This is a genomic window from Thalassolituus pacificus (assembly GCF_025318105.1).
In the GTDB taxonomy this organism is placed as follows: domain Bacteria; phylum Pseudomonadota; class Gammaproteobacteria; order Pseudomonadales; family Oceanobacteraceae; genus Venatoribacter; species Venatoribacter pacificus.
Genome location: NZ_JAOANI010000015.1, coordinates 525373 through 551839, shown reverse-complemented (window position 1 = coordinate 551839; position 26467 = coordinate 525373). Strand labels below are relative to the sequence as shown.

At 56.5% G+C, this 26467-nt stretch carries 26 protein-coding genes; 14 read left to right on the top strand and 12 right to left on the bottom strand.

Features of this window, described 5'->3' with window-relative positions; all coding sequences use genetic code 11:
• The first annotated feature begins 164 nt into the window (after positions 1-164).
• A complete protein-coding gene (locus NYR02_RS09655; RefSeq protein ID WP_260976153.1) occupies positions 165-3089 on the top strand; it encodes an MHYT domain-containing protein in 2925 nt (974 codons plus the stop codon).
• Entirely contained in the window at positions 3082-4074 is a 993-nt protein-coding gene (locus NYR02_RS09650) for an HD-GYP domain-containing protein (protein ID WP_260976152.1), read from the top strand. The genes NYR02_RS09655 and NYR02_RS09650 overlap by 8 nt, the downstream gene beginning before the upstream one ends.
• 59 nt (positions 4075-4133) lie before the next feature.
• Here NYR02_RS09650 and NYR02_RS09645 read toward each other — a convergent pair whose 3' ends face one another.
• From NYR02_RS09645 to NYR02_RS09635, 3 genes are all read right to left on the bottom strand, one after another.
• A complete protein-coding gene (locus NYR02_RS09645; RefSeq protein WP_260976151.1) occupies positions 4134-4427 on the bottom strand; it encodes a PA4642 family protein in 294 nt (97 codons plus the stop codon).
• Positions 4428-4524: 97 nt separating this feature from the next.
• On the bottom strand, positions 4525-5250 hold the full coding sequence (gene trmB / locus NYR02_RS09640; protein WP_260976150.1) for a tRNA (guanosine(46)-N7)-methyltransferase TrmB: 726 nt from the start codon (positions 5248-5250) through the stop codon (positions 4525-4527).
• An 18-nt stretch (positions 5251-5268) separates the two neighbouring features.
• Complete coding sequence (locus NYR02_RS09635) at positions 5269-5661, bottom strand: DUF423 domain-containing protein (protein WP_260976149.1); 393 nt, start codon at positions 5659-5661, stop codon at positions 5269-5271.
• 77 nt (positions 5662-5738) lie between these two features.
• On the opposite strand from NYR02_RS09635, the gene ubiD reads away from it, so the two are divergent.
• From ubiD to NYR02_RS09620, 3 genes are read left to right on the top strand one after another with little or no spacing between them, the layout of a single operon-like run.
• Positions 5739-7235 (top strand): 4-hydroxy-3-polyprenylbenzoate decarboxylase, encoded by a 1497-nt coding sequence (ubiD, locus tag NYR02_RS09630; protein WP_260976280.1) that lies wholly within the window; start codon positions 5739-5741, stop codon positions 7233-7235.
• The gene (locus NYR02_RS09625) at positions 7232-8272 is read left to right on the top strand and encodes a 2Fe-2S iron-sulfur cluster-binding protein (protein ID WP_260976148.1); all 1041 of its coding nucleotides are present in this window, start codon (positions 7232-7234) and stop codon (positions 8270-8272) included. Before ubiD ends, NYR02_RS09625 begins: the two co-directional genes overlap by 4 nt.
• A 50-nt stretch (positions 8273-8322) precedes the next feature.
• Positions 8323-9150 (top strand): mechanosensitive ion channel family protein, encoded by an 828-nt coding sequence (locus tag NYR02_RS09620; RefSeq protein WP_260976147.1) that lies wholly within the window; start codon positions 8323-8325, stop codon positions 9148-9150.
• A gap of 21 nt (positions 9151-9171) precedes the next feature.
• Here NYR02_RS09620 and NYR02_RS09615 read toward each other — a convergent pair whose 3' ends face one another.
• Positions 9172-10080: a LysR family transcriptional regulator gene (locus NYR02_RS09615; protein WP_260976146.1), complete on the bottom strand. Its 909-nt coding sequence runs from the start codon at positions 10078-10080 to the stop codon at positions 9172-9174.
• Between the two features lie 107 nt (positions 10081-10187).
• Between NYR02_RS09615 and NYR02_RS09610 the strand changes: the two genes are divergently transcribed.
• On the top strand, positions 10188-11045 hold the full coding sequence (locus NYR02_RS09610) for an MBL fold metallo-hydrolase (protein ID WP_260976145.1): 858 nt from the start codon (positions 10188-10190) through the stop codon (positions 11043-11045).
• Positions 11046-11179: 134 nt separating this feature from the next.
• Positions 11180-12454 (top strand): substrate-binding protein, encoded by a 1275-nt coding sequence (locus NYR02_RS09605; protein ID WP_260976144.1) that lies wholly within the window; start codon positions 11180-11182, stop codon positions 12452-12454.
• 340 nt (positions 12455-12794) lie between these two features.
• Here the strand turns inward: NYR02_RS09605 and NYR02_RS09600 are convergent, their stop codons facing one another.
• The 6 genes from NYR02_RS09600 to NYR02_RS09575 all read right to left on the bottom strand — a co-directional run bounded on the left by NYR02_RS09600 (position 12795) and on the right by NYR02_RS09575 (position 18882).
• On the bottom strand, positions 12795-13985 hold the full coding sequence (locus tag NYR02_RS09600; protein WP_260976143.1) for a heme biosynthesis HemY N-terminal domain-containing protein: 1191 nt from the start codon (positions 13983-13985) through the stop codon (positions 12795-12797).
• The gene (locus NYR02_RS09595; protein WP_260976142.1) at positions 13982-15139 is read right to left on the bottom strand and encodes a uroporphyrinogen-III C-methyltransferase; all 1158 of its coding nucleotides are present in this window, start codon (positions 15137-15139) and stop codon (positions 13982-13984) included. The genes NYR02_RS09600 and NYR02_RS09595 overlap by 4 nt, the downstream gene beginning before the upstream one ends.
• A gap of 48 nt (positions 15140-15187) precedes the next feature.
• On the bottom strand, positions 15188-15952 hold the full coding sequence (locus NYR02_RS09590) for a uroporphyrinogen-III synthase (protein WP_260976141.1): 765 nt from the start codon (positions 15950-15952) through the stop codon (positions 15188-15190).
• Positions 15953-15957: 5 nt separating this feature from the next.
• On the bottom strand, positions 15958-16899 hold the full coding sequence (hemC, locus tag NYR02_RS09585; RefSeq protein WP_260976140.1) for a hydroxymethylbilane synthase: 942 nt from the start codon (positions 16897-16899) through the stop codon (positions 15958-15960).
• Between the two features lie 121 nt (positions 16900-17020).
• Positions 17021-17773 (bottom strand): LytR/AlgR family response regulator transcription factor, encoded by a 753-nt coding sequence (locus NYR02_RS09580; protein ID WP_260976139.1) that lies wholly within the window; start codon positions 17771-17773, stop codon positions 17021-17023.
• Positions 17770-18882, bottom strand: a complete 1113-nt coding sequence (locus NYR02_RS09575) for a sensor histidine kinase (protein WP_260976138.1) — start codon at positions 18880-18882, stop codon at positions 17770-17772. The genes NYR02_RS09580 and NYR02_RS09575 overlap by 4 nt, the downstream gene beginning before the upstream one ends.
• Positions 18883-19042: 160 nt before the next feature.
• Here NYR02_RS09575 and argH point away from each other — a divergent pair, with 160 nt between their 5' ends.
• Genes argH through NYR02_RS09540 form a run of 7 tightly spaced genes read left to right on the top strand, consistent with a single transcriptional unit; the run spans position 19043 to position 24700 of the window.
• Complete coding sequence (argH, locus tag NYR02_RS09570; RefSeq protein ID WP_260976137.1) at positions 19043-20440, top strand: argininosuccinate lyase; 1398 nt, start codon at positions 19043-19045, stop codon at positions 20438-20440.
• Between the two features lie 21 nt (positions 20441-20461).
• Positions 20462-20791 carry a cupin domain-containing protein gene (locus NYR02_RS09565; RefSeq protein WP_145467231.1) on the top strand — a complete coding sequence of 110 codons (330 nt, stop codon included), beginning with the start codon at positions 20462-20464 and terminating at the stop codon, positions 20789-20791.
• Positions 20791-21546: a glycosyltransferase family 2 protein gene (locus tag NYR02_RS09560; protein WP_260976136.1), complete on the top strand. Its 756-nt coding sequence runs from the start codon at positions 20791-20793 to the stop codon at positions 21544-21546. The genes NYR02_RS09565 and NYR02_RS09560 overlap by 1 nt, the downstream gene beginning before the upstream one ends.
• Positions 21547-21561: 15 nt before the next feature.
• Complete coding sequence (locus NYR02_RS09555) at positions 21562-22200, top strand: PI-PLC domain-containing protein (RefSeq protein WP_260976135.1); 639 nt, start codon at positions 21562-21564, stop codon at positions 22198-22200.
• Complete coding sequence (locus NYR02_RS09550; protein WP_145467237.1) at positions 22193-22828, top strand: HAD family hydrolase; 636 nt, start codon at positions 22193-22195, stop codon at positions 22826-22828. The genes NYR02_RS09555 and NYR02_RS09550 overlap by 8 nt, the downstream gene beginning before the upstream one ends.
• Positions 22825-23904 (top strand): nuclear transport factor 2 family protein, encoded by a 1080-nt coding sequence (locus tag NYR02_RS09545; protein ID WP_260976134.1) that lies wholly within the window; start codon positions 22825-22827, stop codon positions 23902-23904. Before NYR02_RS09550 ends, NYR02_RS09545 begins: the two co-directional genes overlap by 4 nt.
• Entirely contained in the window at positions 23897-24700 is an 804-nt protein-coding gene (locus tag NYR02_RS09540; RefSeq protein WP_260976133.1) for a hypothetical protein, read from the top strand. Before NYR02_RS09545 ends, NYR02_RS09540 begins: the two co-directional genes overlap by 8 nt.
• Positions 24701-24785: 85 nt before the next feature.
• Here the strand turns inward: NYR02_RS09540 and NYR02_RS09535 are convergent, their stop codons facing one another.
• Together NYR02_RS09535 and NYR02_RS09530 are read right to left on the bottom strand one after the other, a co-directional pair.
• On the bottom strand, positions 24786-25826 hold the full coding sequence (locus NYR02_RS09535) for an LPP20 family lipoprotein (protein WP_260976132.1): 1041 nt from the start codon (positions 25824-25826) through the stop codon (positions 24786-24788).
• 9 nt (positions 25827-25835) lie between these two features.
• On the bottom strand, positions 25836-26441 hold the full coding sequence (locus NYR02_RS09530) for a penicillin-binding protein activator LpoB (RefSeq protein WP_260976131.1): 606 nt from the start codon (positions 26439-26441) through the stop codon (positions 25836-25838).
• Positions 26442-26467: the final 26 nt, after the last annotated feature.

Sequence of the window (26467 nt, the reverse complement as noted above, 5' to 3'; positions counted from 1 at the left end):
CGACTTCAGCGGGCTCCACGCGGCGACAGCACTACGATTTATTACATAAATGCCCGGCAGCGGGGCCGGGCATAAACTAATGTGTTGGTATTAAAGCCGCGTATTCTCTCTGCTGAGATCCGTCAGCTCCGGAGCGAACCGCCCTCACATATCCGCAAGTGCTGATGATGATCAATCTGTCCGATTTCTTTCTGCTCGAAACCCTTTCCCCATCCATGCTGCTGGTCGGTCAGTACGATAACTGGCTGGTTCTGCTGTCCCTGCTGATCGCTATTGCTGCCTCATTTATGGCGCTGACACTGGCCGCCGCGGCACGCAATACTTCTTCTGTTGCAATACAGCGTCTGCATCTGCTGACCGGCTCCGCTGCTCTGGGCGTGGGTATCTGGGCGATGCACTTTATTGGCATGCTGGCGTTCAAACTGTGCACAACCGTCTCTTATCAGCCGGGGATAACCCTTCTGTCGGTGCTGCCCGGCGTGTTGGCGTCCTGGGTCACCCTCAGCCAGCTTGCACGTAACGGCTTCGGCTGGCCACGGCTGCTGAGCGGCGGTCTGGCCGTGGGACTGGGCATTGGCAGCATGCACTATATCGGTATGGCCGCCATGGCGCTGGGGCCGGCGTTACGTTATGACCCGGTCTACTTCGCGCTGTCACTGGTGGTGGCCATAGTACTGGCCACACTCGCACTGTGGATCAGTTACGGCCTGCGTCAGCATTTTTCGATACGTGGTAACACCGTGCGACTGCTGGCCGGTATCGTTATGGGTCTGGCCATCGCCGGTATGCATTACACCGCCATGGAAGCCGCGCGTTTTGTCGGTCAGGCCGACCCGGAGTTTATTGCCGGCAGTCAGAAACACTATGCCCTGTCGATCAGTATTGCTGCCGTTACCGTGCTGATCGGCGTACTGATCAGCGGTGTGAATGCACTGGTGCGTTACCGCGCACTGCTGGCCCGCAGTGAAGAAACCGCCAGTGAACTGCAGGCCATGTTCGACACCGCTGTCGACGGCATTATCAAGATCTCCGCCAACGGCCTGATCCTGTCAGCCAATCGTTCGGTGGCGCGTATTCTCGGCTATCACGAGCAGGAGCTGCGGGGGAATAACATCAGCATGCTGATGCCGGCGCCGCACCGCGACGGACATGATCAGTATCTGCAGAATTATCTGGGCTCCGGTCAGGCACAGATTATTGGTCAGGGACGGGAGGTGTTGGCCCGTCATAAAGATGGCCGGCAGATACCGGTCCGGCTTGCCATTGGTGAGTTCCGCCGCAGCGGCGTCACCACCTTTGTTGGCTTTATCAGCGATATCAGCGAACGCCACGCGATGGAGATTGATCTGCGCCGCGCCAAAGAGCTGGCTGAGCAGGCGGCTCAGGCGAAGAGTGAGTTTCTCGCCAATATGAGCCATGAAATCCGTACCCCAATGAACTCCATTCTGGGTTTTACTGAACTGCTGCTCGACAGTCCGCTGAACGAAGGCCAGAGCCGTAATCTCAATATTGTGCGCAGCTCTGCCCAGTCGTTACTGGCGCTGCTGAACGATGTGCTTGATACCGCCAAATTTGAGTACGGCGGCGATATTCTCGAAAGCCGCAATTTTTCACTGCGGGCCATCTGCCAGCAGCTGATCGCTACCCAAGGGCTGGCTGCCCAGCGCAAAGGCGTCGGGCTGGAACTGCATTACGAAGCCGGAACCAGCGATTTCTTTCGCGGTGATCCGTTACGCGTACAACAAGTGTTGCTGAACCTGATCAGCAACGCCGTGAAGTTTACCGAGCACGGCCAGGTCGATATCCGCGTCAGCCGCGCAGGTGATGGCGTCCGTATCAGCGTCAGCGACACCGGCATCGGCATTCCTGCCGATCGCCTGAGCAGCATCTTCGCGCCGTTCTCCCAGGCCGACTCAAGCATGACCCGGCGCTTTGGCGGTACCGGTCTCGGCACCACCATCGCCCGCCAGCTGGTTGAAATGATGGGAGGCCGCATTGAGGTCAGCAGCGTGGTGGGCGAAGGCTCCTGTTTTACGGTCTGCCTGCCACTGCCAGAAGGGGAAGACGGCGACGACGTCAGCGCTCTGCAGCCTGAAGTTAAGCTGCCGTCGTTACGGATTCTCGCCGCCGATGATGTGCCGCAGAACCTGCAGTTGCTGGAAGGTGTGCTCAGCCGTCGTGGCCACCGCCTGATCTCCGTATCCAATGGCAGCGATGCCGTTACCCTGTTTAAATCCGGCCATTTTGATCTGGTGCTGATGGATGTGCAGATGCCCACCATGGATGGCCATGAGGCCAGCCGCCTGATCCGTCAGTGGGAATACGAACAGGCGCTGGAGCCAACGCCGATCATTGCCCTGACCGCCAGCGTGCTGGAGAAAGACCGCCATCTGGCCCACGCCGCGGGTATGAATGGCTTTGCCGCCAAACCGCTGAATATCAGTGAACTCAGCCGCGAAATAGCACGGGTGCTGGGTATCAGCATCAGTCCGGATAACGGCAGCCATAACGAAACCCACGACAACGATCTGCTGATCGACTGGGAACTGGGCGCCACGCTTTGGCAAAGCCACAGCCAACATATCGGGGCCATCCGCGCCTTCCGCGCCGCAAAAACCAATCAACCACAACGACTGGCCGGGCTGCTGCATGATCCTGACGCGGCCATCGCCGAGGTGCACCGCATCAAAGGTCTGGCCGGCAACCTGTGCCTGCACCGCCTGACGGCTGCCTACGCCTGGCTGGAAGAACAGCTGCGTCAGCAACCAGCTAAGGTTTCCCCCGCCATGCTGGTTCTGATCCGCCGCCTGCTACAGGAAATCGACAACCAGCTGGCTGTGCAGCAGGAAATAGATGACACACCGCAACAGCAAACCGATATCAGCAGCGCCCAGCTGCAGGCGCTGCTGCGTCAGGTACAACAGGGCGAATTGCCCGATCAGGCACTACAGGCAGCAATGGCCGCAATGCCGGTGGATCTGGCCGTGCAGGTCGGTGATGCAGCTGCTAACTTTGATGCTGAAACCCTTGCCACCCTGCTCGAAGCGTACCTGCGCACACTGACCGGGGAGTCGGATGCCCATGACTGAACACCCTACCCTGCTGATCGTCGATGACGAGCCTGCCAACCTGCAGGTGCTGAAAAATATTCTCGCCGATCACTACCGCCTGTTATTTGCCCGTGACGGCCAGCGCGCACTGGCACTGGCGGACAGTGAACGGCCGGATCTGATTCTGCTCGACGTGATGATGCCCGAAATGTCCGGCTACGATGTCTGCCGGCAGCTGAAGGCCACACGCAGCACCGCCCATATCCCGGTCATCTTCGTCACCGCCCTGTCGCAGGTGGCTGACGAAGCTCAGGGACTGGAAGCCGGAGCCGTGGACTACCTGACCAAACCGGTCAGCCCCGCCATCGTCCGCGCCCGCGTCCGCACGCACCTGTCGCTGGTGCACACTGAAGAACTGAAGCAGACGCGCCTTTCCGTCGTGCAACGTCTCGGCCGGGCGGCGGAATACAAAGACAACGAAACCGGACGCCACGTTATCCGCATGAGCCTGTTTTCACAAATCATCGGCCGCCGTCTGGGGCTGGGCGAACAACATCTGGAAGACCTGCTGAATGCCGCCCCCATGCACGACATCGGTAAAATCGGCATCCCCGATGCAGTGCTGCTGAAGCCCGGAAAACTGGATGAAGACGAGTGGAAAATCATGCAGAGCCACGCCGCGATCGGCGCTGAAATTATTGGCGAAGACGGCTCCAACCTGCTGCGTATGGCACGCGATATTGCCCTCTGCCATCACGAAAAGTGGGACGGCAGCGGTTATCCGCAGGGACTCAGCGGCGCCGACATTCCACTGGAAGCACGCATTGTCGCCCTGGCCGATGTGTTCGACGCCTTAACCAGCGAGCGCCCCTACAAAAAAGCCTGGCCGGTCGAGCAGGCAACAGCACTGATCCGTGAACAAAGTGGCAAACACTTTGATCCGCAGCTGGTCGAGGTATTTTTCGACAGCCTGCCGGATATCCTGAAAGCGCGGTCGCAGTGGCTGGATCAGGATACCGGTTAGGCTGGAAAACACATAAAAAAAGGGACTTTTAAGCCCCGTTTTTACGTAACAAGTACGCCTTACTCAGCACCTGCTTCCCGCAGTGCCGCAGCATATTCTTCGCCTTTGCTGTGGCTGGCGATGGTTTGCAGAATGGTTACGCCTTCTGCGTTTTTCGCATTCAGGTTATGGCCTTCGGCTTTAAACAGCTCCACGTATTCGGCAAACACTTCCGGCAGCATATGACGGTAAGCGCGGATGGCGGCAACGTAATCAGCATCGCTGCCGTCATAGCTGTTGGCGCTCAGAAATTCACGCAGCTGCGCTTCTGACCACTCACCACCAAATACTTTTTCTTTATCTTTCTTCTGCATGATTTTCTCCTGAGTATTCTGCTATCCGGTTGCGCAATGACAATACGGATTGATTATTTTCGGTAAGCGTTTACGAGGCCGCTAACGCAGCTGGCGATCAGACTTTGCGGAACATTAAATCCCACACCCCATGCCCCAGCTTCTCACCACGGTTTTCAAACTTGGTCAGCGGGCGGTGCTCCGGACGCGGCACGCAATTGCCCTTACCGGCAACGTTTTCATAACCTTCAGCCACATCCATTACTTCCAGCATATGCTCCATATACGGTTCCCAGTCGGTCGCCATATGGAATACGCCACCCGGCTTTAAAATACGGCGGATGGTCTGGGCAAATTCGGCCTGCACAATGCGGCGCTTATGGTGCTTTTTCTTGTGCCACGGGTCAGGGAAAAACAGCTGCACGGTATCGATGCAGTTATCCGGCAACAGTTTCAGCACTTCGATTGCATCTTCTTTATAGCTGCGCAGGTTAGTGATGCCGGCTTCTTCCGCCAGATACAGCAACGAGCCAACACCCGGCAGATGCACTTCGACACCGATAAAATCTTTTTCCGGCGCGGCCGCCGCCATCTGCACCAGCGACTGGCCCATGCCGTAGCCGATTTCCAGCACCACATGGCCGTAACGGCCAAACACCTCAACCGGATTAATCGCGCCCTGCGCCAGTTCGAGACCCATCACCGGCCACTGCCGTTCGAGAGCGCCTTCCTGGCCTTTGGTTAAACGCCCGGCACGGATAACAAAGCTTTTGATACCGCGGCGGTAAACCGGTTTGTCGCCTTCCGCAGCCGCAGCTGCCGGATTTTCATCATGTTCGCTCACGATAACCTGCCTGAATAATTACAAAGAGTGTGAAGGGGTTTTCAGCTTAACGGCAGCCACCAGCAGCGCCGACCAGCCCAGCAGCCAGCTGACACCGCCCAGCGGCGTGATCATACCCAGCGGCCGCACACCGCTCAGCGCCAGCAGATACAGACTGCCGCTGAACAGAATCAGACCCAGCAACATCAGCCGCGCCGACCAGCTCAGCCAGCGCGATGGCTGCACCTGCAGCCACAGCGATAAGGCCAGCAGAACCACAGCATGAATCAGGTGATACTGCACCGCGGTCTGGTACACCGCCAGCATATCAGCGCTCAGTACGCCCTTCAGACCATGTGCGCCGAACGCGCCCAGTGCGACGCCGCTGAAGCCTGCAACGGCAGCCGCTGCCAGTGTATTTTTTGCCTGCATAAAAACCCCCTGCGGTTTTGGCCGGCGATTATAAAGGAGCCGGGCGGTCAGGTCATATACAGAGCATCTCTGGTATGATGCCGGCAGTTGAAAAGCCTGTGGAAGTGCCTGTGAAATACACCGACCTGCGCGACTTTATTAAATCGCTGGAAAAACGTGGCGAACTGAAACGCATCCGTTATCCGGTTGATCCGCATCTGGAAATGACCGAAATCGCCGACCGCGTATTGCGTGCCGGCGGTCCGGCGCTGCTGTTTGAAAACCCCAAAGGTTATGACATGCCGGTTCTGGCCAACCTGTTCGGCACGCCGAAACGGGTGGCGCTGGGCATGGGTGAAGAGTCGGTGGAAGCGCTGCGTGAAGTGGGCCAGCTGCTGGCGTTTTTAAAAGAACCTGAGCCACCCAAGGGCATGAAAGACGCCTGGGACAAACTGCCGATTTTCAAAAAAGTGCTGGCGATGGGGCCGAAAGAAGTACGCAAAGCACCCTGTCAGGATGTGGTACTGGAAGGTGACGACGTCGATCTGAGCAAAATTCCGGTGCAGCATTGCTGGCCCGGCGACGCTGGTCCGTTAATTACCTGGCCGCTGGTGATTACCAAAGGGCCGCATAAAGACCGCCACAATTTAGGGATTTATCGTCAGCAGGTAATTGCTAAAAACAAGGTGATCATGCGCTGGCTCAGCCATCGCGGCGGCGCGCTGGATTTTCTTGAGTGGCAGAAGGCCCATCCGGGCGAACCTTTCCCGGTAACTGTCGCGCTGGGCGCCGACCCGGCCACCATTCTCGGTGCCGTCACCCCCGTGCCGGATACCCTGAGCGAATATGCTTTTGCCGGCCTGCTGCGCGACAGCAAGACCGAGCTGGTAAAAAGTATTGGCAACGATCTGCTGGTGCCGGCCTCGGCCGAAATTGTGCTTGAAGGGGTGATTCATCCGGGCGAGATGGCACCAGAGGGGCCATTCGGTGACCACACCGGCTATTACAACGAGGTCGATGAGTTCCCGGTATTTACCGTCGAGCGCATAACCCACCGCAAAGACCCTATTTACCACAGCACCTACACCGGCCGGCCGCCGGATGAGCCGGCCATTCTCGGTGTGGCGCTGAACGAAGTCTTTGTGCCGATTCTGCAGAAGCAGTTTCCGGAAATCGTCGACTTCTATCTGCCGCCGGAAGGCTGTTCCTACCGCATGGCGGTGGTGAGCATGAAGAAACAATACCCGGGGCATGCCAAGCGCGTGATGATGGGCGTGTGGTCGTTCCTGCGCCAGTTTATGTACACCAAGTTTGTGATTGTGGTGGACGACGACGTAAACACCCGCAACTGGGAAGACGTTATCTGGGCGATCACCACACGTATGGACCCGGCGCGCGATACCACGCTGATCGAAAACACGCCGATTGATTATCTCGACTTTGCCTCGCCGGTATCGGGTCTGGGCTCGAAGATGGGTCTGGATGCCACCAACAAATGGCCGGGTGAAACCAGCCGCGAATGGGGCACGCCGATCGTGATGGATCAGGACGTGAAAAATAAGGTCGATGAGATCTGGGATCAACTGGGGTTATGACGCTCCATACCGTCACCTTCCGGCCATCCGGGGCGCGCATCCGCTGTGCCCCGGATCAGACCATCGCCGAGGCCGCGCTGCAGCAGGGCGTGATCGTGCCGGTCAGCTGCGAAAACGCGATCTGCCAGATCTGCCAGGGCGAAAGGCTTTCCGGAGCGCTCAGCTTTCGCAACTCTCTGGGTCAGACCATACTTGAGCAAGACAATCAGGTATTATGCTGTGTCGCCCAACCCCAGACCGATGTTGAGATTTATATGGCCGATGTTTACGCCCCCAACCACAAGCCACAGGTCAGCCTGGCCTGTCAGATTCCTGCCGTGGAACTGCTGGGCGATGATATCTGGCGCATAGAATTACTCACCCCGGCGGGCAAGAGCGCCGATTTCTGGCCCGGCCAGTACCTGCTGCTGCATGTACGTGATGAACAGGGCAATGAAGAACAGGTGCCGTTCTCCATCGCCTGTGCACCGGGCAGCATGAACAATACCGATCCGCGTAAGATAGAACTGCACATCGCCAACAGCAGCGACAACGCCCTGCGCATTATTAACTTCCTGCGCGACGCCGTCGTAGCGCGCGTCACTCTGCCGGCGGGCGATTGCTTTATCAGCAAACTTTTTATTCAGCAGCACAAAGATCAGCCACTGGTCATGGTGGCGGCCGGCAGTGGTTTCTCACAGATTAAAGCCCTGATCGAAGGCGCGCTGGCGCTGAATCCACAGCAGGAAATTCACCTGTATTGGTCCAATCGTGGAGCCGAAGGCTTCTATCTGGCTGACCTGCCCCTGCACTGGGCACAACAGTATGCGAACTTTCATTATCACCCAATCATCGAACAGCACAGCGAAGGCTGGCATGGCCGCGCCGGTTGGATTTATCAGGTGATTCACGAAGACTTTGCCGATCTGAGCCAGGTACAGATGTTCGCCTGCGGCTCGCCCAACATGGTGTACGGCACCCTCGATCAGCTGGCACCGCTGGGCCTGACCCAAACCAACATGCACTCCGATGTCTTTGCCTACGCTCCGCGCAGCTGAATACTCAGATACCCGAATACACTCTTACCCCTATAAAATCAGGAGCCTCTATGAACTGGACCTTCACCATTAATCCGCAGCAATTGTGGGAAACTTATGTTTTGCCCTGGGGCACGCAGATTGTTCTGGCCCTGCTGATTTTTATTGTCGGCCGCATACTGGCACGCGCCGCCAGCCACGGTGCAACCAAAGCACTTGAGCGGGCACGCCTCGACCCGATTCTGGTTAACTTTATCAGCACCCTGCTCAACACCACGCTGGTATTGCTGGTCATTGTCTTTGCCCTGTCGCAACTCGGCCTCGATACCACCTCACTGGTTGCTCTGGTCGGTGCCGCCGGTCTGGCTGTTGGTCTGGCGCTGAAGGATTCGCTGTCGCACTTTGCTGCCGGGGTAATGCTGATCGTGTTCCGGCCTTTCAAACTGGGTGATTATGTTGAAGTTGGCGGTGTGGCCGGCTCTGTGGATAAGATCACCATTTTCAGCACCCGCCTGAAAACCCCGGACAACAAAGTCGTCACCGTGCCGAATGGCAATGTGTTCGGCAACACCATGGTCAACTACTCCGAAGAGGCCACTCGCCGCATCGATATGGTGGTCGGTATCAGCTACGGCTCCGACCTGCTGAAAGCGAAAAGCATTCTGGAAGAACTGGTCAAAGACCACGACAAAGTGCTGAAAGATCCGGCTTATAAAATCGCCGTCTCCGAGCTGGCCGATTCCTCGGTGAACTTTATTGTGCGCCCCTGGGTAAAAGCTGAAGACTACTGGGATGTGCGCTTCCAGCTGACCGAAAGCATCAAGCTGCGCTTTGACGCCGAAGGCATTGAGATTCCGTTCCCGCAGATGGATGTGCATTGGCATAAAGACGTCGCCTGATACCTGCCTCGTCAGGCGCAGTTAACCGGCTTTCTGGTCAGACCAGCGCTCATCATTCAGCCTGGTCACCAGAAAATCGAGAAAACTGCGCAGCAGCGGCGACATCTGCTTGCGGGTGGCATACACAGCGTAAATACCGAGCTGCACCGGCTCGTAATCGCTGAGCAATGCCACCAGCTCACCACGCTCAAGATAATCAGCCACAGACCACACAGGCTGCAGGCTGATCCCGCCGCCCAGCAAGGTATTGTGCAGCAGAAGATTTGACTGATTGGCGCTCAGATTACCACTCACCGCAACCGATTCCGGCCCCTCCGGACCCCGAAACTGCCACAGGCTTTTGCCAAAATAGGTATAGGTCAGACAGTTATGGCGGGACAGATCTGCGACCTGCTGCGGCGTCCCCTGTTGTTGCAGGTAAGCCGGACTGGCGCACACCACAGAACGGCAGACCCCCAGCCTGCGTGCCACCAGATTCGGATCCAGATCATTGGTAATGCGCAACGCCAGATCAATCCCTTCTTCCACCAGATTCACGGTGCGGTCCAGCTGCAGAATCTCTATCGCGGTTCCCGGCCAGCGAGCCAGATATTCATGCACGGCATCCATCAACACCGCATGCGCCAGTGAATAGCTGCAGGTGATCCGCAATTGTCCGCGTGGCGCCTCGCCCTCATGGTTAGCGAGCTGCGCCATCTCTTCACCCAAAGCCAGCATGCCACGCGCACGCTGCAGGGCTTCTTCCCCCGTTGCCGTCAGGCTCTGGCGTCGGGTTGTGCGGTGCAGCAGCCGCGCTCCCATCCATTCTTCCAGCTCGGCCAGATAGCGCGACACCATGGCCCGGGACATATCCAGCCGTTCAGCAGCCGCACTCAGGCTGCCCCGCTCAACCACCGCAACAAAGACCTGCAACGCTGTCAGTCGATCCATAGATATGTCCGGATTATGCAATAGTGAAGTCACCATTATGCTGTATTTGATACTGATTTGATTCAATAGACTGGCTCCATTCACTCTTTCCAGTCAGAGAAACAACCATGAACAAACTCTTAGCTTTTATGACACTGGCAACCGCCGTGCTGAGCAACATAACAAACGCGGGGGCACTCAGCGTTCAGGTTTACAATCCCGGCGAGCAGGCCGTATTCCCGGTCACCTCGACCCTGATAAGCGGTGAAAAAGAAGCCATCCTGATCGATGCTCAGTTTGATGTGCACAATGGCCAGAAGCTGGCCGGACTGATCAAAGCCAGTGGCAAAGTTCTGACGACCATTTTTATCAGCGGCGGTGATCCTGATTTCTATTTTGGCCTTGAACCTGTTCTGGCGGCTTACCCCCAGGCCAGAGTCGTGGCCAGCCAGCACGTGGTGGATCATATTGTTAAAACCAAAGATGCCAAGCTCGCCTACTGGGGCCCGATACTTGCCGATGCGGCACCGCAAACGCTGACGGTGCCAAAGGTAATGACCAGTAACCAGCTGACATTGGAAGGCGAAAATATTGAGATAAAAGCAATGAACACCCCCAGCGCTTTTATCTGGATTCCATCGTTGAAAACCGCACTGGGCGGCGTGGCTATTCACAGTGGTCTGCACGTATGGATGGCCGACAGCCAGACCCCGGCTGCCCGCGCACAATGGGTAGCAACGCTGAATCAGCTGCTGACCCTGCAGCCCAAACGGGTAGTACCCGGCCACTTCCTGGGCGGCGAACCTGACGGTGCTGACGCTGTACACTTTACCCGTGACTATATCCTGCGCTTTGAGGCAGAGCTGGCCACAGCACACACCTCAGCAGACCTGATCAAAGCAATGACACAAGCCTACCCTCAGCTTCCGGCAGACGACGGCCTGACGATCAGCGCTAAAGTCGCGACCGGCGAGATGAGCTGGTAGCCTGATACATGAACGGCCGCAGGCACAGATTGCGGCTGTTCATGTCGCAGACGTTCGTCTATCCGACCAATGGTTAAAAGTCATTTGTGCCATGCGGGAGGATGATAGCGGGCTGACGTTCAGGAGAGAGCCTTATGCCCGCTGCATTCATCCGCACCACCATCTGCCTGCTGCTGGCACTGCCATTTGCCATACCACAGGCCATTCAGGCCGCCCCCGCCGGTAACAGCGTTAAGCTCGGTCTGAATTATCCTTCCAGCGGACGCTATAAAGAACAGGGCCTGGCTCAGGCGCGTGGTGCCTTGTTGGCTATCGAAGAACTCAATGCCAGTAACGGCATTCTTGGCCGCCCGGTCGAGCTGCTGACCGCCAACACCGCCGCCAAACCGGACAAAGCGGTCGAAAACGTTAAAGCGCTGGCCGCGCAAAATGTATCCATGCTGTTTGGTGGTTCCTCCAGCGCCGTGGCCATTGCCGCCGGTAAGGAAGCCGCCAAACACGACCTGCTCTACTTTGGCACCCTGACCTACGCCAACGAAACCACCGGTGCCGAAGGGCATAAACACATGTTCCGCGAAACCTATAACGCACACATGGCGGCCAAGGCGTTGGCGTCTTATCTGAATGACAGCCTGCAGGGCAAAAAACTGTTTTACCTGACCGCCGATTACAGCTGGGGTTGGTCGACCGAAGCGTCACTGCGCACCTTCACCAAAACCACCGATACCAGCGCTCACCCCGGAGCGCTCGTCACTTACCCACGTCCGCGCGATGGGGATATGCGCAGCGCACTGGAAGCCGCCCGTGATTCCGGTGCCGACGTGCTGATGCTGGTGCAGTTTGGTGATGATATGGCGCTGGCGCTGCATGCAGCACAACAGATGGGGCTGAAAGACAAGATGACCATCATAGTGCCTAATCTGACCCTGGGCATGGCCAAGTCGGCCGGCTCCGGCATTATGGAAGGCGTTATCGGCGCGGTGCCCTGGTGCTGGCAGGTGCCTTACCGCTACGACTATCCACAAGGCAAAGCTTTTGTCGAAGCCTTCGTGAGCAAATACGGCGCTTATCCATCAAGCTCTGCGGCATCGGCTTACAGCATCGTCTATCAATTTAAGGACGCTGCCGAACGGGCTGGTTCGCTGAACACCGGCAAGCTGATCAAAGCACTGGAAGGCCACCGCTACAGCAGCCTGAAAGATGAACAGGAGTGGCGCGCCTTTGACCACCAGAGCGTACAGAGCGTGTATGTGGTCCGCAGCCGGCCGCGTAACGAGATTCTGCAGAGCAATCTGCATGAAGATTTCTTTGAAATTCTGGCTCAGCTGCCCGGCACTGAAGCCGCACAAAGCCTGAGTGAATGGCAGGCGGAACGCCGTGCCGCAGGTAAGCAACTGGCGCTGGAATAACAGGCGATATTCCTGTTGATCGCGGGCATGGCCCGCTCCTACCGGAGTGATGCCCCCGCGATGACGGCACTTATACAATCAGCGCCACATGTAGGGCGGGCACTGCCCGCGAGACTGCAACAGCGACGGTCTGTTGTGGGAGCGGCATTTTGCCACGATCGCCATTATCGTGACTGAAAGTCACTCCTACAAAAACCGTTCCTGCACAAAACCGTTCCTGCACAAATACTTGTGGGAGCGGCATTTTGCCGCGATGGTTATGATCGTGACTGAAAGTCACTCCTACAAAAACCGTTCCTGCAAAAAACCGTTCCTGCAGCAGAAACCTCTCCGGCTTGTGTTAGCGCAACGCCAGCTGAAAATGCTCACAGGCGCGGGATTCGTCCCCTTCGGCCAGCAACACCTTACCCATTTCGGCATGCAGTTCCGGCAGGCCTTTAATACGCAGACCGGTTTCCAGGTATTCCTGCGCTTTATCCAGTTTGTTCAGCCGTAACGCTAAGCGCCCAAGCAGCAGCAGCAGTTGCGGATCATTCGGCCGCTCCTGTAATTGCTGCTCAGCAAACAACAGCTGGCGGCTGGCATCTTCGCCTTTCAGTGTGCCGTACAGGCTGATCAGCTCATCGTGCCAAACGTATTTCAGGGCGTTGCGCAATTCGTGCTCGGCCAGGGTTTCTTCGTGCTGCTCAATCAACAACTCAATATAACGGCGGGTGATCGGCAGTGAATAACGCAGCTGACGCGGAATATCCTGATACAGACGTTTGAGTTCAGCCACGCCCTCTCCCGGACGCTGGCCATGACCCCGCACGGCGCGCTCCAGCAATTGCAGGTGGACGTTTTCTTCCAGCTCTTTGATTTTATCGGCAGGAATTTTGGTGGCTTTGCGCAGCAGCGGCAACAGCTCGTGCAACGCCACCCAGTCCTGCAGATCGAGGTAGGTTTTCACCAACAGCTTGAGCAGATAGGCGTGTTTCGGATGCTTCTGACGCAGACGCAGCAATACCGCCAGCGCCTGTTCTTTCTGTCCACGTGAATTCAGCAGTTCGGCCTGAGTCAGGCCCACCGCCAGCTCGGCGCCTTTGGTGCTCTGGCTGGCCGCTTTCAGCCACTCATCGGCGGCTTCCATTTTACCCTGTTCGTAAGCCGCGCGGGCGGCTGCCAGGTAATTGATTAACGGCGTATCAGAGTCATCAGCGCTCAGCGTCAGCAGACGCTCGGCTCGACGCCACTGGCCCTGCGCCAGACTCAGCAGGCCGCGGGTCGTTTGGCGGCGGGCGCGCTGATTACGGCGCTGGCGGCGCCACTCGTTAAAGCGCCAGTCGCTGCCCAGCAGCAACAGGCTGAAGCGCAGCAGCATGTACATTAACAACATGACCACCAGCATCAGGCCAATAAAGACCCACAGACTGGTTTCCAGCGTGTGTAAATTCCAGCTCAGCAGCACATACCCGGCGTCCAGACTGACCAATGCGCCGGCAATCAGTCCCAGCCCCAGCGTAAGAACCAGAAACAGCAGCCATACCCTCATGCCGCATCCTCCGTCGCCGGAGTTTTCGGCTGCACCGTGCCACGACGCTGCTGCTCAACCAGTGTCTGTAGTTGTTGCAGCGACTGGCTGATGTCCGGCAGCGCCGGAGCGACATTCCACTGTTGCAGTTCCTGCAGCGCAGACTGCGCAGCACGGGTGCGCTCGTCATCAATAATGAGGTAGTCCTGCAACCAGCCAGCCACGCGTTTCAGGCTGTGCTGATACAGGTCGGCCTGTTGGCGCAGCAACGCCACCTGCGCCTGCTCCAGCATCAGATGCATATTCTGCTGCAGGTAATACTGCTGATCCGGCGTCAGCGGAGCCGCGATTGGTGCACTGCGCTCACGGATACGGATCATGCCCTGCAATGAGCTGCTGACGCTGCTCCACAGTTTCCAGTACCAACGCTGATCGGCTTCAGGTGTCTGGGTTTCAGGTGTTTCAGTGCTGGCCGTCGCGGGCTCGTCGATAATCAGACGATCCGGCACCCAAGGCAGTTGGGTAATTTGTTCCTGCAATGCCTGCACACGTAGTACGGCGCCGGTCAGGTCGATGGCCGGGGCTGTACGCAGCGCCAGCATTTCTTTTGCCAGCGTGGCGCGTACCGGGTTAAGACGTGGATTACGGGTTTCGGTCAGGACGTTATCGGCCGCCTGCAGCATGCTCAGCGCACCGTCCCAGTCACGCTCCAGCTGTAAGCGCTGATTGGCCATACGCAGCAGATATTCGGCTTCCGCCAGCAGCCAGTCCTGACGCTCAGCGCCCGGCAGCTTACCCAGACGGTCGGTATTATGTGCAACCTGTTCCTGCAGCTGTGCTGACAGGTCATTCAGGGCTTTGGCCTGCGCCAGCAGTTCGGCTTCTTTGGCGCTCAGGGCGGCGGCATTGTTTTGCGCCTGATCAACCCGATCGCGCAGCACGGCAATCTCGGCGGCGCTGTTCTGTTGCTGATTCCAGCTCAGCCAGCCAGCGTAAGCGGCCAGCGCAAACAGGCCCAGCATCAATACCAGGTTGATCCATGACAGGGGGTGCGGACCATTACGCTGGGCAGTGCCGGCAGGCGCCTTTTCCTTAGCCGCTTTGGCCTTTACTGGCTTGGCAACCGGAGCGTCTGCGGCAGTCTGATTATCCGTTCCCTTTTGTTCTGTGGTCACTGTCGGAATCCTTTGCTGTATCAATGGTTAATGTTTTTATTGTCTGTCTTACGCTTGCCATTCACGTAAACACGCCAGCATATCTTCATCACGGGCACTGGCCGCCACCAGCACTTCGCGGTAACCACGGCTGCGGGCAACAGCAGCGACACGATCACCGGGCAACATAACGGCGCGGACGCGCTGAGCCAGATCGGGCACCTGTTGCTCAACAATATCCAGCGCCTGATTGCTGCTCAGCAGCAGCACCGGCTCACCGGCCAGCGTGTCGGCCCATTGCTGTGCGCTCCAGGCAATTTCACGGCGCTCGTACAATTCGGCGTAGTCGACTTCGGCACCACGGGCAGTCAGCTCTGATGCCAGTTTTTCGCGCCCGCCGACACCACGCCAGAGCAGCACTTTACGGCCAGCAATCACATCGCTCTGCATCACCGGCAGCTCCAGCAGGCCTTCGCTGTCGTAGGTTGTCACGGGTGAATGCACACTGAAACCTTCCCGCTGCAGTACTTCGGCGGTACTTGGCCCAACCGCACACCAATGTATACCCAGTGGCGGCTGCGGCCAATAACGGTCGAGCCAATCCAGACCAATAGCGGCGGCATTCATACTGATGGCGATCACCGCGCTGTAGTGGTCAATATCCAGAATACGCTGGCGCAAACCACTGGCCACCGCCTGTTCGTCGTCGGCCAGCGGCACAATATCGATCAGCGGATGATGGCGTACCGGAAAACCGCGGGCACTCAGCTCAGCGATCAGCCCACCCGCCTGGCCGTCCGGGCGGGTAACAACGATGGGTACAGCAGCGGCCACGGGCATTACTTCACTTCATGGCCGTAAACGGCGGACAGAATAGCACCGGCGCCCTGAGCTAACAGGTCTTCAGCCGCCGCAATGCCCATGGCTTCGGCATCTGCGGCCAGCCCGCTCTGCGCCGTGCGCAGCATGGTTTTGCCATCCACACTGCCGACCAGACCGCGCAGACTGAGCGCATTGCCATCCAGCTCGGCGTAAGCGGCAATCGGCACCTGACAGCCACCCTGCAGGCGACGGTTAAGGGCACGCTCGGCCAGCACACAGGCGGCGGTTTTATCATCGTGCAGAGGTTTTAACAGCTCGTGGATAGCGCTGTCATTGGCCCGCCATTCAATGCCCAGGGCACCCTGGCCACCGGCAGGCAAAGACTGTTCAGCAGGAATAAAGGAGGCGATACGGTCGTGCATTTCCATACGCAGCAGGCCCGCGGCGGCGAGAATGATGGCATCGAACTCACCGGCATCGAGCTTGCCCAGACGGGTCTGCACGTTACCGCGCAGACTTTTGATTACCAGATCCGGACGCTGCTGCTGAATCTGGCACTGACGGCGCAGACTGGACGTACCGACCACCGTCCCCTGAGGTAATTCATCGATGGTTTTATAGTGGTTAGAAACAAACGCATCGTGCGGGTTTTCGCGCTCGCAGATAATGCCCAGCTCCAGTCCTTCGGGAAATTCCATCGGCACGTCTTTCATTGAGTGCACGGCGATATCGGCACGGCCGTCGAGCATCGCGACTTCGAGTTCTTTCACGAACAGGCCCTTGCCACCGATTTTGGCCAGCGGCACATCGAGGATTTTGTCGCCCTGAGTGGTAAAGGTCACCAGCTCGACCACCAGCCCCGGATGCAGCGCTTCCAGACGGGCCTTGATATGTTCGGCCTGCCACATGGCAAGCGGGCTTTTACGGGTAGCAATGCGGAGCGTGGTTACGGCAGACATGACATTCCTTAACGCGGGTCAGGCCGGGCCTGACAATGAATTCAGAAAGTAATGCCGCATCATACCAGCGGGGGATGAATGGGGGTAATGATCTGGGTCGGGAGCGACACAAGAGCCTTGGTTACAGCTCCTTCATCACCCGCCGCACATCCGGCAGATGCCGGCGACTGACCGGAACGCCCTCCGCCAGGCCGCGTAAATACACCTTATGACCGCCGCTGTTCAGGGCCTCAAGGCGTTCGATGCGTTTAAGTGCGACCAGTGCGCTGCGGTGTACGCGCACAAACAGGCCGGGGAATTCGTCTTCAAGCTGACGCAGGGAATCGTCAACCAGGGTTTCGCCGCCCTCGTGGTGAACGTTGACGTACTTCTGATCGGCGTAGCAATAAAACACCTCTTCCAGCGGAATCAGCTGTAAACCATTGTGGGTGCGGGCACTGAGATGCGTACGGCAACCGGGCGTCGATTGCTGTTCTGCCGCTTGCTCTGGCTGCAGCTCAGGACGTTGTGCCAGCCATTCACCAGCGCGTTGCAGGGCGCGCGATAAATCTTCTTTGCGCACCGGCTTCAGCAGATAGTCGATGGCTTTCACGGCAAAGGCCTGCAGCGCGTGTTCGTCATAAGCGGTGCAGAACACCACCAGCGGAGGCTGCGGCAATTCCTGCATGGCGGCGGCGGTATCCAGACCGTTACGGCCGGGCATCTGAATATCGAGCAGCACCAGATCGGCCTGATGCAAGCGCAACCAGGACAGCGCGGCATCACCATTGGCCGCTTCACCGGCGCAGATAAAGTCGTGATGCTCCAGCAACAAGCGCTTCATGCGCTCCCGCGCCAGCGGCTCATCGTCCACCAGCAGCACACGATAAGTCATACGTTCTCCTCTGTGGTTGTTTCGCCAGCGCTGCCAGTGCCTGCGGACTGTGGCAGGCGCAGACGGGCAAGATACACCTCGCCCTGATCGTCCACCTCCAGCCGCGCCTGTTCATCCAGTGCGGCCAGCCGCGCGCGGATATTATTATGAGCCAGACGGTTACCCGCTTCACCACTGCCCTCGGGTTTGCTGTTGCGGATGGTCAGCCACCAGGCGCTGCTTTCTTCCGTCTGGCCTTCCTGTGCCAGCTCAACCTCAATCCAGCCGCCGCTGATACTCGGCTGAATGCCATGGTAAACCGCGTTTTCCAGTAATGGCTGCAGCAGTAACTGCGGTACTTTCAGCGCCGCCGGTAAAGGCTGCGGCAACTTCCAGTTCACCTGCAGACGCTCGTTGCCCAGCCGCACCTGCTCAATACCCAGATAACGGCGACCCAGTTCGATTTCCTGTGCCAGCGGGATCTGTGCGTCATCGTTATTCAGTACCGCACGGAACAGCTGCGCCAGATCAAGCAGCAAATGTTCGGCCTTATCCGGGTCAACGCTGATCAGTGAAGTGACGGTGTTTAGCGTATTAAAAAAGAAGTGCGGGCGGATATTGGCCTGCAACGCCGCCAGCCGCGATTTCAGCTCGGCCTGGGTTTTCAGCCGCCACTGGCTCTGCACATAAAAGTAACGCATAGCCATCGCGCCGAAAACGCCGGAAATCAACAGGTTGCGCAGCACCCAGGGCCAGTCGGTGTAGGTACGGTCGAGTGGCCACAGCCACTCGCCGACCAGACTGACCGCCAGCGTAACCAGCTCGATAATCAGCAAGGCGACCAGCGAGGCCGATATCGTGGTTAAGCGCGCCAGCAACACCCGCAGCTGACACAGAATCGCCACCGACAACAGGCACACCCACTGCACAAAGAACGACACCACGGTAAAACGCTGCCATGAGAACTGCGGCAAACCACTTTCCACAAGCGTCAGCGCCAGCACCAATGCTTCGCTCAGCGCCAGCAGAATAATCACCGCACGCGAATTACACAGATCCGGCAGGAAAAAGGCTTCCAGCAGCGCCTGCTGTCCACGCGGGGATGAGGATGGTGATTGGCTGGATGACAATTTGATGCTTCCTGAGCAGACGAATGCTGAGCCAAGTCTGTCGTCAGCGCAGCGGCAGAGCAAGCACCATAAGGCGAATGGCGGCAAAACAGGGACAGAGCGCCACTGCAATGGTTATAATCCGCGCCATTTCCGATTCATGCACCAGTTTGAGGTAATCATGTCTGATCAATCATCCACCAATGCATCCTGGGGCGGACGTTTCTCCGAGCCGACCGACGCTTTTGTTGCGCGCTACACCGCATCGGTGGATTTTGACCGCCGCATGTACCGTCAGGATATTCAGGGCTCTGTAGCCCACGCCAAAATGCTGTGCAAAGTCGGCGTACTGACCGAGCAGGAACGCGATGACATCATCCGCGGCCTGGAAGAAGTACGCATTGAAATCGAGCGTGGCGACTTTGAGTGGTCGGTGGCGCTGGAAGACGTGCACATGAACATCGAAGCGGCGCTGACCAAAAAAATCGGCATCACTGGCAAAAAACTGCACACCGGCCGCTCCCGTAACGATCAGGTAGCCACCGATATCCGCCTTTACCTGCGTGACGAAATCGACGCCATCAGCGCCGAACTGACCCGTCTGCAACAGGGCCTGGCGGAACTGGCTGAAAAAGAAGCCGACACCATTATGCCGGGCTTCACACATTTGCAGACTGCACAGCCGGTGACTTTTGGTCATCACCTGCTGGCCTGGAACGCCATGCTGGAACGCGATTACGCCCGTCTGCAGGACTGCCGTGCGCGTATGAACCAGCTGCCGCTGGGTGCTGCAGCGCTGGCCGGAACCACCTACCCGATTGACCGCTTCTACACGGCCGAACTGCTGGGTTTTGATGCACCGACCGAGAACAGCCTGGATTCCGTATCCGACCGCGACTTCGCCATCGAATTCTGCTCCGCTGCCGCCCTGATCATGATGCACATGTCACGCTTCTCCGAAGAGCTGGTGCTGTGGGCCTCCGCCCAGTTCCGCTTTATCGATCTGCCGGACCGTTTCTGCACCGGCTCCAGCATCATGCCGCAGAAGAAAAACCCGGACGTACCGGAACTGGTACGCGGTAAAACCGGTCGCGTATACGGCCATCTGGTTGGTCTGCTGACGCTGATGAAATCGCAGCCGCTGGCCTACAACAAAGACAATCAGGAAGACAAAGAACCGCTGTTCGACACCGTTGACACCCTGCGCGACAGCCTGCGTGCCTTCGCCGATATGGCGCCCAACCTGATTGCCCGCAAAGACGATATGCGCGAAGCCGCAATGCGTGGTTTCTCCACCGCCACCGACCTCGCCGACTACGTTGTGCGCAAAGGTATCCCGTTCCGTGACGCCCATGAAATCGTCGGTAAAGCGGTTGGCTACGGCGTAAAAACCGGCAAAGACCTGAGCGAAATGACGCTGAAAGAACTGCAGCAGTTCTCCACTGAAATCACCGCCGACGTCTTTGATGTACTGACACTGGAAGGCTCGGTCGCGGCGCGTAACCATATTGGTGGCACCGCACCGGATCAGGTACGTGCCGCCGCAGCACGGGCGAAAGCAGCGCTGGCGCAGCGTTAATCCAGAATAACGGGGAGTTTTATGGACAGCTTTAAACTGGAAGATATGGTACGCGGCTGGTTTGTCGGCGGCTTCGAACCAACACTCTACAAAACCACGGATGTTGAAGTCGCCGTACAGCATTTTAAGGCTGGTGATAAAGAAGCCAGCCATTGCCACAAAATCGCCACCGAAATCACCGTTATCGTCTCCGGACGGGCACGGATGAAAGGTCAGGAATACGGAGCGGGCTCCATCATCCGTATTGCGCCCGGTGAGTACACCGATTTTGAAGCTCTGGAAGATACCATCACCACGGTAGTTAAACTGCCGGGGGCACTGAACGATAAATATCTGGAAGAGAATGCCTGATGCTGAATATTGTTATCCCAATGGCAGGGCGTGGCAGTCGTTTCGCCAAAGAAGGTTATACCGATCCTAAACCCCTGATTCCCCTTTCAGGTAAACGCATGATTGAAGTTGTGATCAACAACCTCAAACCATCATGCGAGCACCGTTTTATTTTTATTTGCCAGAACCAGCATCTGGCCGACTACGATCTGCAGAACAAACTGTGCACCTGGGCGCCGGGGGCAGTTGTTATCGGTATTGATGGCATCACCGAAGGTGCCGCCTGCACCGTTCTTGAAGCACGGGACTACATCAACAACGACGATCCGCTGATGATTGCCAATTCTGACCAGTGGGTTGATGTGGATATTAACGATTATCTGAATTACATGGATGATCAGGCGCTTGATGGCCTGATAATGACGATGAAAGCCGACGACCCGAAATGGTCTTACGCCCGCGTAGAAGACAACGGCCGGGTTTCTGAAGTGGTCGAAAAAGTCGTCGTTTCTGATGAAGCCACCGTTGGCATTTATAACTACCGCCATGGCAAAGACTTCGTCGCCAAGGCCGACAAAATGATTGCCAATAATGAGCGCTCTAATGGCGAATTTTATGTCGCTCCGGTTTACACCTATATGTACCGCGAAGAAAACGCCAATATTGGTGTGTACAACATTGGCCGCGAAGCTGATGGCATGTACGGCTTAGGTATTCCGAGTGATCTGGATCTGTTCAAATCACTGCCGGTCTACCAGCAGGCAATTAACTTCTGATCATAAGAGAATCGCATGCAGATTATTTCTCACCGGGGCTACTGGCTCGACGCCACAGAAAAAAATACCGTTGCAGCGTTCCACCGTTCTTTTTCCATGGGATACGGTACGGAAACAGATATCCGTGACTGCGCCGGAAAACTGATGATCAGCCACGATATGCCGAACGGTACAGAACTGACGTTCGACGAACTGCTGGAAATATATCTGCGTTACGAACAGCGCCCGTGCCTGGCCTTAAACGTTAAGGCCGATGGTCTGCAGACTGCCGTGGCCGAGAGTCTGCAGCAGCATGGTATCGAAAACTATTTTATGTTCGACATGTCATTACCTGACACGCTGGGATATCTGCGCAACGGCCTGACCACATTTCTGCGTGCCAGTGAATACGAAACACCGGGCGTTCTGCTGGAGCAGGCCCAGGGAGTATGGCTCGATGGTTTTCAGCGACTCAACATTGATGCCGGTCAGTTACAGCAGTGGCTGTCTGCCGGTAAAAAGGTCTGCATCGTTTCTCCGGAATTACACCGCCGCGATGTTAACGACGAATGGTCAGAACTGCGTAACCTCCCCGGCGAGCTGCTGGAGAGCGATCATTTAATTCTGTGTACGGATATTCCGGAACAGGCAGAGAGGTACTTCCGTTTTGACTAAGGTTATTAAGGCCGTCATCTTCGATATGGACGGCGTACTGATTGATGCCAAAGACTGGCATTACGAAGCACTGAATAAAGCACTGCGTCTGTTCGGTTATGAAATTACCCGTCCCGAACATGAGATCACCTACGATGGCCTACCCACGCGCGACAAGCTGAATATTTTGTCACGGGAGAAAGGTCTGCCACGGTCATTACATGATTTTATTAATGAGCTGAAACAGCAGTACACCATGGAAATGGTCAACAACCTTTGCCGGCCGATGTTCCACCATGAATATGCGCTGTCATCCCTGAGCAAACAAGGTTACAAGTTAGCCGTTGCCTCTAACTCCATCCGCAACTCCGTTGCCGTTATGATGGATCAGGCGCATCTGAAACCTTACCTTGAGTTTTTCATTTCCAACGAAGATGTCTCCAAAGGAAAACCGGACCCGGAAATGTACAACCTGGCTATCTCCCGGCTGGGATTAAATCCGCAGCAGTGTCTGATTGTGGAAGATAACGAAAACGGTCTGAAAGCCGCCTATGCAAGCCAGGCTCACGTAATGAAGGTGGATTCTGTTTTTGATGTCACCTACGACAACATCAGAAACCGGATCTCTGAAATCGAGGGCGCAGCATGAATATTATTATTCCAATGAGCGGCGCAGGTCTTTACGAAGCCTCTGCCGGCGGGATTTACCCGAAAATTCTGACCGAAGTGGCAGGCAAGACGCTGCTCGAACATGCTCTGACTCCTTTTGCCGGCCTTGGCAGTGATGCCCGATTTATTTTCATGGTGCCGAAAATTGAACGCAAAGCGCTGTCGCTCGATGCCATCATCAAAATTGTTGTACCCGGCGAATACAACATCATCGACATCAACGGCGATACCGGTGGGGCACTCTGTACCTGCCTGCTTGCTCTGGATACGATGAATGCCGATGACGAGCTGATCATTTCCTCGGCCGACCATCACCTGAGCGAAGATATCAGTGCCGCTCTGGCTTTCTACCGCGAAAACAAAGCTGACGCTGGCGTGCTGACTTTTGAATCCGTTCACCCTAAATGGTCTTACGCGCTTCTCAACGAACGCGCGGAAGTACGGCAGACCTCAGAGAAATTGCCAATCAGCCGTCATGCCATGGCCGGCTTTTTCTACTTCCGCCATGCGCGGGATTTTATCGAAGCGGCCAAAAGCGTTATCCGCAAACAGAATCAGATTAATGGTCAGTATTTTGTATCGTCGACCATCAACGAAATGATTCTGGCGGGCCAGACCGTTCTGTCAAAACCTCTGGCGGGCGGCGTTTACTATAATTTTTACGATTCCCATTCGATTAAAGTATTCGAACACGACATCACATTGTCGCGTCATGTTATCGAAGAGAAATCCCGCGCTTATGTCCATGCATTCCATGCGATGGATCTCGACTCCGTTATGAATTTCTTCGATGACGATGCCACTCTCATTGACCCGGGCGTCAATCTCAGTGGAAAAGCGGCCATCCGCGATTTTCTGACCGGGCTTTTTGCTTCAGTGAAGAAGATCAATTTCATTGAGAAAAACATTCTGGTCGATGGCGAAAAATCCGTGATCGAGTTTGAACTGCAGATCGACGATCAGCGCTACATCGGCACCGATGTCATTCAATGGCAAGCCGGTAAAATAAGCGCTCTGCGTGCTTACTTATATCAACAGGAAGACAAGAATGTCTGATAAACCTAAAGTTGCTTTCTGCCTGCATGGACTGGCCGCAGGTAAGAACTTTAAACACGGTGGACTGGAAGTCACCTTTGAAGCCGAGAGTGATCTGTACAAGCAACACATACTCGGCATCAATAATTGTGACGTCTTTATGCATAGCTGGAGTGTGGATGTTGCCGATCAGCTGAAAGAAATCTATCAGCCGCGCAAAGCGCTCTTCCAGAACAGTGAAGTCTTTTTTACGCCAACGCTTGGCGAGCGTTTTAAAGACTTCAAGAAAAAGTTACGCGGAAAGACCCGCGAGCTCTACCGCATCAATAATATCTACAGCCGCTGGGCAACCTTTAAGCGGGCTGTCGATCTGGTCGGCCAGTACGAAGAAGAAAACGGTATCCGCTACGACTTTATCATGGTCAGTCGCTTTGATATGTCACTGTTTGCCGATATCGATTTTTCCCGGCTGGACCCGGAGAAGTTCTACTCTGGCCGCTGGGTTGGTTTCCGCGATACCTCAGGCAAGGTGATTCCCGAAGAAAAAACGTTCAGCCATCCGGATAAATTTTTCCGCTATGAACGTGGTTTTCCGACAACCAACGAAGGTCTTTCGGATTTCTGGTTTATTGCCAGCGCCGACAATATGAAACGCTTTGCTCAGATTTTTGATGAACTGGAGCAGCTGATTCCAAAAACTGCGACCAGCAATCATAAAATTGCTCTGGAAAAAGTCCGTCAACTCGGGCTGATTCCCAAGCTGGAATTTATGCTGGAATTCTCGAAAGACTATCAGCTGACCCGCTGGCTTAACTGAGCCGAAGCCGCAAAGCGGTAACAAACGCCAGACAAAAAAAGAGCCTCAAACGAGGCTCTTTTTTATACCGAAGCGATAACCGCGTTCAGCGGATTTTATCCACCAGCGCTACCGCCAGTTCATCGCCAATCAGCTTGGCAACTTCACGGGCGGCTTTCTGCCGGGCAACGTCTTCCAGTCCGGACACACCCTTGGCCTGCTTGCTGAACGAGCTCAGCACACGGCCGGCACCATCGCGGATGGTGACGCGGCTGTCGGCAAACACGTAGTGGCTGCCGTCTTTGGCTTTACCGCTCAGCTGGGCGCTGATATCGAAGCGCAGGTCGGCGTCGCTGCCGTCCTGAATGCGCAGTCCTTGCGAGGTCAGCGCTTCGAGTACGCCGCCGCCAATGGTCTGGGCGCCGTCATCGAGCAGTTCGAGGCTGACCTGCAGCTGATCGATCTGGGCGTAGATACGGTCCTGCAGTGCTTTCAGTTCCGGACTTAAGGCCGGGGCCTTACGTTCCATGCTGATCAGCGTCAGACGCTCACCCAGACGTTCACGCTTGGCGAACAGGGTCAGTGCCGGTAACAGCGGCTGCAGCTGTTGCAGGCGGTTACCGCTTGGCTGCAGTTCGCCGATGGCGCTCAGTTCCTGTTCGATATCGTTCATATCGCGGCGCAGACGGGCGGCGGCGGCATTACGATCCAGCTCGGCCAGGGCGTAGGCGTATTTGGCGTCGGTATGGGTTTCGCTAATCTGCACTTCGTCCAGCTCGGCCGGTGGCACCTGGCTGCGCACATAGTTACGCACGGTACGCAGTACTTCGCTGTCGCGGTTGGTACCGCTCAGCTCGACGGTTTCGCTGCTGAAGTCACCGCTGACGGTTACTTTAAGCTGCGATACCAGATCAATGCGCGCCAGTTCCGCCGCGCGTTTTACCGCATCGGTGGCACTGCCGTAAATTTCCATCGAACCGATGCCGTAGGCCATGCCGCGCATCTGCGGCGGCTGCGTTACCCAGGCCGGAGCTTTGCTGCTGCGGGCTGCGTCTTTGGCCGGTTTGGTGCTGTTGCCGACACAACCGGACAGCAGGCTGATGCCTGTGCCCAGTGCCAGTGCCGCAACCAGTAAGCGCTTAGCCACGGGCTGTCCTTAGAATCCGAAAGAGGATTTCTGCTGCAGTTTCTGGATCTTCTTCTGACCGTTCCACACTTCCATATTGGATTCCATGTCGATCAGCTTCAGGTCGACCTGATAGAAGGTCACACGTTCTTTGCCCACCTGATCCACCAGTGAGTTGATGGTGCCGGACAGCGCGAAGTCAGCGGCTTTTTCCTGGCCCTGAGCCTTGGCATTCTTGGCGTTCAGTTCCTGATCACGACGCTCATCACGTACCGCATCACGCTCATCGCCACCGGCTACGAAACCGGCACGGCCGGAACGGATGATGGAACGCTTGATGTCGTTGATGAAGGTATCGACGGCAATGTGCTCGTGCGATTTGTTGCTGATGCGCGAGATGATCACGGTCGGACGACGGTTGTTATCCATCTCGAAGTCACGCGCCCATGGGAATGACAGCATGTCGGTGATCATTTCGTTGGCCACCAGCTCAGAGTCTTTGGCGTTCCAGCGATCAGACAGTGCCACTTCTTCGTTGGCGCTCAGACGGGTGACCTTGGTGGCACAACCGGCAGAAAGCAGTACAGATGCGCCCAGCAGCGTGCAGGCAGTCAGTTTGGTGATGTTTGTCAGCATGGTGTCCTTCCTTATCAGACAATGAA